The organism is Pannonibacter sp., from assembly GCF_051860505.1.
In the GTDB taxonomy this organism is placed as follows: Bacteria; Pseudomonadota; Alphaproteobacteria; order Rhizobiales; family Stappiaceae; genus Pannonibacter.
The window spans coordinates 129,296-141,001 of the sequence record NZ_JBHYDX010000001.1; the positions used below are offsets into that span (position 1 = coordinate 129,296).

Here is an 11,706-nt window from a genome sequence, read left to right on the forward strand (position 1 = left end):
CAGGGTAAACGAAACATTTCGTCATAATCTGCACATACTGGCGAAATCTGCCTGGCCTAGCGTCTGACTTGCGTCAGGAAGCGGCCCGCAACAGGCTCTCCCTCGAAAAGGGGGGTGTACAGCGGGGAGGAGCCGTCGTTCCATGACGTCATAAGCGCGACCTCGACCAACGGGGCGCAATCAAAGGGTGGAACACGCTATGGCAAGGCTGGCCAACGTCGCGGGAGGCGACGTGGACACCTTCCCGAAGATTCTCCTGCGCAATGCACGGGATCTCGGGGAGCGGACCGCAATGCGGGAAAAGGATTTCGGCATCTGGCAAAGCTGGACCTGGGCCGCAGTCCTTGAAGAGACGCGCGCCTTTTCTCTTGGGCTGAAACAGCTGGGGCTCGCTGCGGGTGACAAGGTCGCCATCGTCGGCGCCAACAGGCCGCATCTTTACTGGTCGATGGTTGCCGCGCAGGCGCTGGGGGCAATCCCGGTGCCGGTTTACGCGGACTCTGTCGCCGAAGAGATGGTCTATGTCCTCAGCCATGCCGAGGTGCGCTTCGCCATCGTCGAGGATCAGGAACAGGTCGACAAGCTCCTGTCGATGGAGGACCTGACCAGCCTCAAGCACATCGTCTATGACGAACCACGCGGCCTGCGCGACTACGACCACACAAATCTCAGCCAGTTTTCCGCCGTGCAGGACATGGGCCGCGCGCTCCTCAAGCAGGACGCCGGCGCTGCCGCAGCCTGGGAAGGTGGCTTCGCCGGGCACTCCGGCTCCGACATCGCGGTGATGCTCTACACCTCCGGCACCACGGGCCGGCCGAAGGGCGTTATGCTGTCCTTTGATAATCTCATCATCTCGGCCCGCAACGGCAACGCTTTCGACCGGCTCGACGAGACCGAGGAAGTGCTCGCCTACCTGCCGATGGCCTGGATCGGTGACCACGTCTTCTCGCTCGCCCAGGCCTATACCGCCGGCTATTGCGTCAACTGCCCGGAAAGCCTTGAGACCGTCGACCTCGATCGTCTCGAAATCGCCCCGACCTATTTCTTCGCCCCGCCGCGCGTTTTCGAAAGCATGCTGACCCGCATCCTGGTGCGCATGGAGGATGCCAGCCGCCTGAAGAAGCGCATGTTTGACTTCTTCATGGATGTGGCCCGCCGCTCCGGCGAGAAGATCCTGAACGGCGAAAGCGTGCCCTTCACGGACCGGCTGCTTTATGGTCTCGGCGAGGTCATGGTCTACGGTCCGCTGAAGAACCGCATCGGCTTCACCCGGCTCAAGGTCGGCTACACCGCCGGCGAGGCCATCGGGCCGGAAATCTTCCGCTTCTACCGCTCGCTCGGCCTCAACCTGAAGCAGCTCTATGGCCAGACGGAAGCCAGCGTCTACATCACGCTGCAGCCTGATGGTGAGATCTACGGCGACACCGTCGGCAAGCCGGCGCCACAGGTTGAGCTGAAAATCGCGGAAAACGGTGAAGTTCTCTACCGCTCGCCGGGCGTCTTCGTCGCTTACTACAAGAACGAGGAAGCCACCCGCGCGACCAAGACCGAAGATGGCTGGGTGCTGACCGGCGACGCCGGCTTCATCGCCGACAACGGCCACCTCAAGATCATCGACCGCGCCAAGGATGTCGGCAAGCTCAATGATGGAGCCCTGTTCGCGCCGAAATATGTCGAGAACAAGCTGAAGTTCTTCCCGAACATCAAGGAGGCGGTGGCCTTCGGCAACGGGCAGGACTTTGCCACGGTCTTCATCAACATCGACCTGACCTCCGTCGGCAGTTGGGCCGAGCGCAACAACGTCAACTATGCCTCTTACCAGGAACTGGCAGCTAATCCTGACGTCTATGCCATGATCCAGGATCACGTTGACCAGGTGAACCGCGATCTTGCCGGTGAGCCGATGATGGCCGGGTCGCAGATCCGCCGCTTCCTGATCCTGCACAAGGAACTGGATGCCGATGACGGCGAGCTGACGCGCACGCAGAAAGTGCGCCGGTCCTTCATTGCCGATCGCTACGCGCCGCTGATCGAGGCCCTCTATGACGGCTCTACCTCGCGCCATGTGCGCACCGAGGTGACCTTCGAGGACGGCCGCACCGGCATCATCGAAGGCACGGTGGAGATCCGCGACCTGACACCGCACGCCCCGCGACACCAGCTCCAGGAGGCCGCCGAATGAATGCCGTGACCGCAGCCAAGGTCGTTCCGGCCCAACCCGTCGCCGCGCCCGAGCCCGAGCGCGAGGTGCTCTTGAAAGTCGACAACGTGTCGCTGTCCTTCGGCGGCGTGAAGGCGATCACCAACATCTCCTTCGATATCCGCAAGGGCGAGATCCGCGCCATCATCGGTCCGAACGGTGCCGGCAAGACGTCGATGCTGAATGTCATCAACGGCTTCTACCATCCGCAGCAGGGCACCATCACCTGGCGCGGCGAGGTCCGGCGCAAGATGCGGCCCTACGAGGCGGCGAGCCAGGGTATTGCCCGCACGTTCCAGAACGTGGCGCTGTTCAAGGGGATGACCACGCTGGACAACATCATGTCCGGCCGCACCCTCAAGATGCACCGCAACTTCTTCTGGCAGGTCCTGCATTACGGGCCGGCCCGCAATGAGGAAATCGCCCATCGCCGCAAGGTCGAGGACATCATCGATTTCCTCGAGATCCAGGCGATCCGCAAGACCCCGGTCGGCAAGCTGCCCTACGGCCTGCAGAAGCGCGTCGAGCTGGGCCGCGCGCTTGCCATGGAGCCGGAACTGCTGCTGCTGGACGAGCCGATGGCCGGCATGAACCTCGAGGAAAAAGAGGACATGAGCCGTTTCATCATCGACGTGAACCAGGAGTTCGGCACCACCATCGCCCTGATCGAGCATGACATGGGCGTGGTGATGGACCTCTCCGACCGCGTCGTCGTGCTCGACTACGGCAAGAAGATCGCCGACGGCCCTCCGGCCGAAGTGCAGGCCAGCCAGGAAGTCATCGACGCCTATCTCGGCGTGTCGCATTAAGGGGGGCAGGAGCATGCTCTACGACATTTTCATCGACCCCTTCATGCAGATGGGGGCCCAGCCTGACTTCCTGATCCAGGTGCTCTGGGAAGGCTTCGTCTCCGGCATTCTCTACGCGCTGATCGCGCTCGGATTCGTGCTGATCTTCAAGGCCTCGGGCGTGTTCAATTTCGCACAGGGCATTATGGTTGTGTTCGCCGGCCTCACGCTGGTCGGCCTGCACGAGCAAGGTGTTCCGGCTTTCCTTGCCCTGATCCTGACCATCGGCGTGATGGGCGTGCTGGCCTATGGCATCGAGAGGGTGGTGATGCGGCCACTGGTCAACCAGCCCGACATCATCCTGCTGATGGCCACCATCGGCCTGACCTATTTCCTGATTGGCTTTGGCGAATTCGTCTTCGGCGGCGAGCCCAAGCGGATGATCACCGAAGAGCTGTGGCTGCCCACCGGCTCTACCGCCATCGAGTTCGGGGAGCGTGGGCTTGTTCTGCTGCAGCATATCGACATTGCCGCAGCCGTGATTGCGGTGCTGATGGTCTCTGGTTTGGCGCTGTTCTTCAACAAGACCCGCATTGGCCGGGCCCTGCGCGCCGTGGCCGATGACCATCAGGCAGCCCTGTCGGTCGGCATCTCGCTGAACCAGATCTGGGCCATCGTCTGGTTCGCCGCCGGTATCGTGGCGCTGGCCACGGGCATCATGTGGGGCGCCCGCTCCGACGTGTCCTTCGCCCTCGAGATCGTCGCCTTCAAGGCTCTGCCGGTGCTGATCCTCGGCGGTTTCACCTCGGTTCCCGGCGCCATCATTGGCGGTCTCATCATCGGCTTCGGCGAGAAGCTCGGCGAGATCTACTGGGGCCCGCTCGTCGGCGGCGGCATCGAGAGCTGGCTTGCCTATATCATCGCGCTGATCTTCCTGCTGTTCCGTCCGCAGGGCCTGTTCGGCGAACGCATCATCGAGCGCGTGTGAGGACCTGACCCATGTTTTACCGTGAAGCAGGCCAGTTCAAGGCCACCTACGAGGCAGATCAGGCCCTCTTTCCGATCCGGCAGGATCGGGTCGCGATGGGGATCATCCTGGCCGTGGCCTTTGTCGGGGTCCCGTTGCTGGCCAATGACTTCTTCCTCACCTCGATCATGATCCCGTTCCTGGTGTTTTCGCTGGCCGCCATCGGCCTCAACATCCTGACGGGATTTGCCGGCCAGCTGTCGCTCGGCTCCGGCGCCTTCATGGGCGTTGGCGCCTATGCGGCCTACAAGCTGACCTCGATCTTCCCCGATGCCAATGTCATCGTTCTGGTGCTGATTTCGGGTGTGTTCTCGGCCGGCATCGGCGCGATTTTCGGCCTGCCGTCCCTGCGCATCAAGGGCCTGTATCTGGCTGTCACAACGCTGGCGGCGCAGTTCTTCCTGGAATGGTGCTTCATCCGCATTCCGTGGCTGTACAATTACAACGCCTCGGGGGCGATCGAGATCCCGCGGCGCGAGGTGTTCGGCATCATCGTCACCGGTGCCGAGGCCCTGCCGCTGACCCGCTACTTCATTGTCCTCAGCATCGTCGTGGTCATCGCCTTTCTCGTCGCCAACGTTATCCGTGGCCGCATCGGCCGCTCCTGGATGATGATCCGCGACATGGACATCGCTGCCGAGCTGATGGGCGTGCGTCCCTTGCAGACCAAGCTGCTGGCCTTCGGCGTCTCGTCCTACATCTGCGGTGTGGCCGGTGCGATGATGGTGTTCTTCTGGCTCAACGCGGCCGAGCCGTCTTCCTACTCGATCACCCTGTCGTTCCAGATCCTGTTCATGGTCATCCTGGGCGGTCTCGGCAGCATCGCCGGCTCGTTCCTGGGCGCGGCCTTCATCTGGATCCTGCCGGTGTTCCTGCGCTTTCTGCCGGGCCTGTTCGGCGTCGAAGTGGCGGCCGAATCGATCCAGCACGTGACGTTCATGATCGTCGGCGCGTTGATCATCTTCTTCCTGATCGTCGAACCGCATGGGCTCGCCCGGCTGTGGCAGATCGGCAAGCAGAAGCTCAGGGTGTGGCCCTTCCCGTACTGACGGGCCCATCCACGCTTGGCCAACCGGGGAAGCGAACCGACCCGGGGGAGGAGGCCTGATGTCGGTTCGATGACGCGGGACATCCCGGCAGTCATTTGGCCGGCCGTCATTTGGCCGGCCGTCAATTGGGAGGAAAACAAGATGAACTTCAGAGCATTCGCACTGGGAACAGCATTGTCGCTCACCCTCGCCGCGTCCTTCGGGGCCGGCTTCGGGGTAGGCGTGGCGCAGGCCGAGGACAGCAACTATGTCCCGCTCCTGACCTACCGCACGGGCGCCTTCGCCGGTTCCGGCATCCACATTGCCAACGGCATGAACGACTACCTCCAGATGCTCAACGAGCGGGATGGTGGGATCGGCGGCGTCAAGATCGCCATCGAGGAATGCGAGACCGGCTACGACAGCCAGAAGGGCATCGAGTGCTACGAGGCCACCAAGGGCAAGGGCGCGCTGGTCTACAATCCTTATTCCACCGGCATCACCCTGCAGGTCATCCCGAAAGCCGCCGTCGACAAGATTCCGGTCCTGTCCATGGGCTATGGCCTCTCTGCCGCTGCCGTCGGCAACACCTTCCCCTGGGTCTACAACGTGCCGGTCACCTACTGGGACGGTGCCTCGGTCATCATCAAGTACATCGCTGAGCAGGAAGGCGGCCTCGACAAGCTGAAGGGCAAGAAGATCGGTTACATCTTCCTCGACGCCGGCTTTGGCCGCGAGCCGATCCCGCTCCTGGAGCAGCTGGCCAAGGACTATGGCTTCGAGCTGGTGCAGTACCCGGTTCCGGCCAAGGAAATGCAGAACCAGGCCTCGCAGTGGCTGAATGTCCGCCGGGACCGTCCGGACTACATGGTGATGTGGGGCTGGGGTGCGATGAACCCGACCGCCGTCAAGGAAGCCGTCAAGACACGCTTCCCGATGGAGAAGTTCATTGCGGCCTGGTGGTCGGCCGGTGAGGAAGACGCCGGTGCCGGCGGCGAAGCTGCCAAGGGCTTCAAGACCCTGAATTTCTCGGGCGTCGGAACCGACTTCAAGGCGCTTGGCGACATCAAGACCCTCGTCGTCGATGCCGGCAAGTCGCAGACCAATCCGGAAACCTTCGGTGGTGCGCTCTATAATCGCGGCGTCCTCAACTCGGTGATCATCGCCGAGGCGATCCGCACGGCGCAGGAAAAGACCGGCAAGAAGGTCCTGACCGGCGAAGACATGCGCATCGGCCTGGAAGCCCTCGACCTTACCGAAGCCCGTCTGCAGGAAATCGGCCTCGCCGGTTTTGCCCATCCGATGAAGGTCACCTGCGAGGATCACGCCGGGTCGCATCCGGTGTTCATCCAGGAGTGGGACGGCAAGAAGTGGGTCAAGGCCACGGACTGGATCGAACCGATGAAGGAACAGGTTCGTCCGCTGCTGGAAGCCGCTGCCAAGGACTATGCGGAGAAGAACGCACCTTGGCCGGTCCGCACGGAAGCCTGCCCGAACTAAGCCAGACACGACAGATCCCGCCGCACCGTGCGGCGGGGTCCTACCCGGACACCAGAGACGCGAGACCGGAGACGAGTTCCATGTCCGCACATGCAGCGACCACAACAGGCTCCGCCGGCAGCAGCCCCATCCTGTCGGTGAACAACATCGAGGTGATCTACGATCACGTCATTCTGGTGCTCAAGGGCGTTTCCCTGACGGTTCCCGAGGGTGGCATCGTGGCCTTGCTGGGCGCCAATGGCGCCGGCAAGACCACGACGCTGAAAGCTATTTCCAATTTGCTGGGGGCCGAGCGCGGCGATGTCACCAAGGGCAACATCCAGTTCAAGGGCGAACACGTCCAGGACCTGTCGCCCAATGATCTGGTGCGGCGCGGCTGCATCCAGGTGATGGAGGGCCGGCATTGTTTCGGCCACCTCAGCATCGAGGAAAACCTTTTGACCGGCGCCTATACCCGCCGCGATGGATCGGGGGCGATCAAGGCCGACCTTGAGATGATCTACGAGTATTTCCCGCGTCTCAAGGAGCGCCGGCATAGCCAGGCCGGCTACACCTCCGGCGGCGAGCAGCAGATGTGCGCCGTCGGACGGGCGATGATGAGCCGTCCGCGCATGATCCTCCTGGACGAGCCGTCCATGGGTCTTGCGCCGCAGCTCGTCGAGGAAATCTTCGAGATCGTGAAGCAGCTCAACGAGAAGCAGGGCGTGTCGTTCCTCCTGGCCGAGCAGAACACCAACATTGCCCTGCGTTACGCCACCTATGGCTACATCGTCGAGTCTGGCCGCATTGTGCTGGATGGCGATGCCAAGTCCCTGCGCGAGAACGAGGACGTGAAGGAGTTCTACCTCGGCGTGGGCGGGGAGGGGCGGCGGTCGTTCAGGGACGTGAAACACTACAAGCGCCGCAAGCGCTGGCTTGCATGAGGCAAGGCCGGGTCCTGTACGGGCCCGGCAGCCATGTGTGACGCAAACAGACCCTCCCGGGGCGCATGCGACCTTCGGGCGGGCGGGACAAGGCGAGCGAGGACAGAGCCATGACCGGTGAACATTTCGAGGCGCGCGACCGGCAACCGCCGGCGCAGCGCGAGGCGGAGCTTTTTGCCCGGCTTCCGGACGCCATTGCCCATGCCATCCGCACCGCGCCGGGCTGGGCCCGGCATCTTGCCGGAGTGGAGCCAGCGTCCATCTCGTCGCGTGCCGCGCTCACCGGCCTGCCGGTGCTGCGCAAGTCGGATCTCATGACGCTGCAGAAGCAGCACCCGCCCTTTGGTGGCTTTCTTTCCGGCGACATGAAAGGCGCGCCGCGCGTCTACATGTCGCCCGGCCCGATCTTCGAACCGCAACCGGAGGGGGATGATCCCTGGAACTCCGCCCGGGCGCTGGCAGCGGCCGGCTTCAAGCCGGGCGATGTGGTGTTCAACACCTTCTCCTACCACCTGACCCCGGGCGGCTTCCTGCTTGACCATGGGGCCCGCGCGCTCGGCTGCACCGTCTTCCCCGCCGGCGTTGGCAACACCGAAATGCTGGTCGAGGCCGTCGCCATCCTGCAGCCGGATGCTTATGTCGGCACACCGGACTTCCTCAAGGTGATCCTCGACAAAGCCCGTGACCTTGACCGCGATGCCTCGTCGATCAAGCGCGCCCTTGTCTCCGGCGGTGCCCTGTTCCCGTCCCTGCGCGCCGACTATGCGGCGCGCGGTGTCACCGTCCGCCAGTGTTATGCGACCGCTGAACTCGGCGTCATTGCCTACGAATCCGAGGTGGCGGATGGCATGATCGTCAATGAGGATTGCATCGTCGAGATCGTTCGCCCCGGAACCGGCACGCCGGTGGCCGATGGCGAGGTGGGCGAACTCGTGGTCACCACCTTCAAGCGCGCCTATCCGATGATCCGCTTCGGTACCGGCGACCTCTCGGCTATCCTGCCGGGGCAATCGGCCTGCGGGCGCACCAACATGCGCCTTGCCGGCTGGCTCGGTCGCGCCGACCAGCGCACCAAGATCAAGGGCATGTTCGTCGATCCGGTCCAGATCGCCGAAATCACCGCGCGCCACCCGGAACTCGTCAAGGCACGACTGTCTGTTTCCCGGCGTGACGAGCAGGATGTGATGGCACTCCACGCGGAAGTTCCGGTCAATGACGATGGACTTGCCGCCCGGGTCGCCGACACCTTGCGTGACGTGACCAAGCTGAAAGGTGCCGTGACACTCGTGCCTGTCGGCAGCCTGCCCAATGACGGTAAGGTCATTGTTGACGAACGCGACTACACGGCAGCTCCTGCCTGAGGCACGCTGTCACAGGCGGTTCCAGGTTGCTGATCGATCAGTTCATGAACTGATCTGGCATGGGGAAACAGGCGTACTGGACAAGAATTGTGTGTGACTTATGTTGCCGCAAACAAAAATGCGCGGCCCATGCCGCTGTCCGTGCTCCGGAGTACCCATGACACTGCAGTTTTCGCCCAAGATGCCGGCCAATGCCGGAGAGGAGATGCGCGCCGTCCGCCTGCCGGCAGACCACCCTGAGGTGAAGACCGGCAAGATCGGGGTGCTGCTGGTCAACCTCGGTACGCCGGATGGCACATCCTACTGGCCGATGCGCCGGTATTTGCGCGAATTCCTGTCCGACAAGCGTGTCATCGAGTGGCCGAAGGCGCTCTGGTACCCGATCCTCTATGGCATTGTGCTGATGACCCGGCCGAAGAAGTCCGGCAAGGCTTACGAGGAAATCTGGAACAAGGAGCTCGACGAGTCACCGCTGCGCACCATCACACGCAGCCAGTCGGACAAGCTTACCCTGCAGATGGGGACCCAGAACGGGCGCCTGATGATCGACTGGGCAATGCGTTACGGCACGCCCTCGATCCGTTCACGCCTTGAAAACCTCAAGGCTGAAGGCTGCGACCGCATCCTGATTTTCCCGCTCTATCCGCAATATGCCGCAGCCACCACTGCGACCGTCAATGACGAGGTCTGCAAGGCGCTTCTCGACATGCGCTGGCAGCCGGCGATCCGCACCGTGCCGCCGTATCACGATGACCCGGTCTATATCGAGGCGCTGTCCCAGTCGGTCGAGCAGCATTTGGCCGGGCTCGACTTCGAGCCGGACGTCATCCTGACCTCCTATCACGGCATTCCGCAGTCTTACTTCAGGAAGGGCGACCCGTATCACTGCCAGTGCATGAAGACGACGCGTCTGATGCGCGAACGTCTCGGCATGGACAAGGAGAAGCTGCGCGTCACCTTCCAGTCGCGTTTCGGTCCGGAAGAGTGGCTGCAGCCCTATACCGACAAGACCGTCGAGGCGCTCGGCAAGGACGGGGTCAAGAACATCGCCGTGATGAACCCGGGCTTTGTCGCCGACTGCCTTGAAACGCTTGAGGAAATTGCCGGCGAAGCGGGCGAGATCTTCCACGAGGCCGGCGGCGAGAACTTTACCCACATCCCCTGCCTCAATGACAGTGATCTCGGCATGGCCGTTCTCGAAGCCGTTGTCCGGCGCGAGTTGTCCGGCTGGCTGTAACGGCAATCCGGTCCAGCTGCATCGTCCATTGCGCTGACATGGACGACCGTCTGCTTCAGCACGGAATCCCACCGTCCCGGCTTATCGTTGGGACGGTGCTGTGCAACTTTACACCTTTGGCGCTAGCCCTCGCCGGCGATCCGTCGCATACTCCGCGCGATTTTTCTGACGCGGAACACGGGAGCCCGGTATGCCGCAGATTGCTGGTTTTGACATTGTCCTGATCGTCCTTTTCCTTGTGGTCGTGCTGCTGATCTTCGCCGGCGTGAAGACAGTGCCACAGGGTTACAACCTGACTGTCGAGCGTTTCGGCCGCTATCGCCGCACATTGACACCCGGCCTCAACATCATCGTTCCGGTCATCGACAAGATCGGCCGCAAGCTGGTCATGATGGAACAGGTGCTGGACGTTCCCTCGCAGGAGGTGATCACCCGCGACAACGCCACTGTCACCGCCGACGGCATCACCTTTTACCAGATCCTCGATGCGGCCCGGGCGGCCTATGAAGTCGACGGGCTCGAGAATGCCATTCTCAACCTGACCATGACCAATATCCGGTCGGTGATGGGGTCGATGGATCTGGATGAACTCCTGTCCAACCGCGACGAGATCAACGTCCGCCTCCTGCGCGTGGTGGATGCGGCGGCCGAGCCGTGGGGCGTCAAGATCACTCGCATCGAGATCAAGGACATCAATCCGCCGCGCGATCTGGTGGACTCCATGGCGCGCCAGATGAAGGCCGAGCGTGACAAGCGTGCCTCCATCCTTGAGGCCGAGGGCAAGCGCCAGTCGGAAATTCTCAAGGCCGAAGGCGAGAAGCAGGCCTTGATCCTGCAAGCTGAAGGCCGGCGCGAGTCCGCTTTCCGGGACGCGGAAGCCCGCGAGCGCGAGGCGGAGGCCGAGGCCAAGGCCACGAAGATGGTCAGCGAGGCCATTTCCTCCGGCGACATGCAGGCCATCAACTATTTCGTCGCGACCAAATACATCGAGGCCTTCAAGGAACTGGCAACTTCCCGCAACCAGAAGACCCTGATCCTGCCGATGGAGGCAACTGCCCTGCTCGGCTCACTCACGGGCATCGGCGAGATCGCCCGTGAGGTCTTCACCCGCGATACGGACAAGCCGGCCGGAGCGGCCGCAGCCCCGCGTGTGCCGTCGGTCACGCCGTCCAGCGAAGGGTAACAGATGGGCCTGTTCGAGCGTATCCTGTTTGAACTCGGCCCCTGGAGCTGGTGGCTCCTGGGGCTTGGCCTCATAGCGCTGGAAGTGGTGCTGCCCGGAACCTTCTTCCTCTGGTTTGGCATTGCTGCGCTGCTGGTCGGCACGCTGGCGCTGATGGTCGAGCTGTCGTGGCAGGTTGCCCTCGCTCTGTTCATCGTGCTGGCGCTGGTCAATCTCGTCGTCGGCCGCCGGCTCATCCGCAAGGGCGAGACCCGTGTCGGCGATCCGCACCTGAACCTGCGCGGCAGCCGCTACATCGGCCGCGAGTTCGTTCTGGCCGAGCCGCTGGTTGAAAACAGCGGTCGCCTGTCGGTGGACGATACGGTCTGGCGCGTCACCGGGCCTGATCTTGCCGCCGGCACCCGGGTGAAGGTCGTGCGGGTCGAAGGCGCCCAGCTTGTCGTTGCGCCCGCCTGAGCC

Annotated in this window: 10 protein-coding genes; all 10 read left to right on the forward strand. The window is 62.9% G+C overall.

Annotated elements, in window-relative coordinates; genetic code table 11:
• Positions 1-199 precede the first annotated feature (199 nt).
• Positions 200-2,182 carry an AMP-binding protein gene (locus ACTIFE_RS00575; protein WP_439527219.1) on the forward strand — a complete coding sequence of 661 codons (1,983 nt, stop codon included), beginning with the start codon at positions 200-202 and terminating at the stop codon, positions 2,180-2,182.
• Positions 2,179-3,009, forward strand: a complete 831-nt coding sequence (locus ACTIFE_RS00580; RefSeq protein WP_439527220.1) for an ABC transporter ATP-binding protein — start codon at positions 2,179-2,181, stop codon at positions 3,007-3,009. The genes ACTIFE_RS00575 and ACTIFE_RS00580 overlap by 4 nt, the downstream gene beginning before the upstream one ends.
• 13 nt (positions 3,010-3,022) lie before the next feature.
• Entirely contained in the window at positions 3,023-3,976 is a 954-nt protein-coding gene (locus ACTIFE_RS00585; protein WP_439527221.1) for a branched-chain amino acid ABC transporter permease, read from the forward strand.
• 11 nt (positions 3,977-3,987) lie between these two features.
• Positions 3,988-5,064 carry a branched-chain amino acid ABC transporter permease gene (locus ACTIFE_RS00590; RefSeq protein WP_439527222.1) on the forward strand — a complete coding sequence of 359 codons (1,077 nt, stop codon included), beginning with the start codon at positions 3,988-3,990 and terminating at the stop codon, positions 5,062-5,064.
• A 141-nt stretch (positions 5,065-5,205) separates the two neighbouring features.
• Positions 5,206-6,543, forward strand: coding sequence for an ABC transporter substrate-binding protein (locus ACTIFE_RS00595; RefSeq protein ID WP_439527223.1), 1,338 nt, complete (start codon positions 5,206-5,208; stop codon positions 6,541-6,543).
• An 80-nt stretch (positions 6,544-6,623) separates the two neighbouring features.
• Positions 6,624-7,466, forward strand: a complete 843-nt coding sequence (locus ACTIFE_RS00600) for an ABC transporter ATP-binding protein (RefSeq protein ID WP_439527224.1) — start codon at positions 6,624-6,626, stop codon at positions 7,464-7,466.
• A gap of 110 nt (positions 7,467-7,576) precedes the next feature.
• Positions 7,577-8,827: a phenylacetate--CoA ligase family protein gene (locus ACTIFE_RS00605; protein WP_439527225.1), complete on the forward strand. Its 1,251-nt coding sequence runs from the start codon at positions 7,577-7,579 to the stop codon at positions 8,825-8,827.
• Positions 8,828-9,008: 181 nt separating this feature from the next.
• Positions 9,009-10,064 (forward strand): ferrochelatase, encoded by a 1,056-nt coding sequence (hemH, locus tag ACTIFE_RS00610; protein ID WP_439527367.1) that lies wholly within the window; start codon positions 9,009-9,011, stop codon positions 10,062-10,064.
• Positions 10,065-10,263: 199 nt separating this feature from the next.
• A complete protein-coding gene (locus ACTIFE_RS00615; RefSeq protein WP_439527368.1) occupies positions 10,264-11,247 on the forward strand; it encodes an SPFH domain-containing protein in 984 nt (327 codons plus the stop codon).
• A gap of 3 nt (positions 11,248-11,250) precedes the next feature.
• A complete protein-coding gene (locus ACTIFE_RS00620; RefSeq protein WP_439527226.1) occupies positions 11,251-11,703 on the forward strand; it encodes an NfeD family protein in 453 nt (150 codons plus the stop codon).
• Positions 11,704-11,706: the final 3 nt, after the last annotated feature.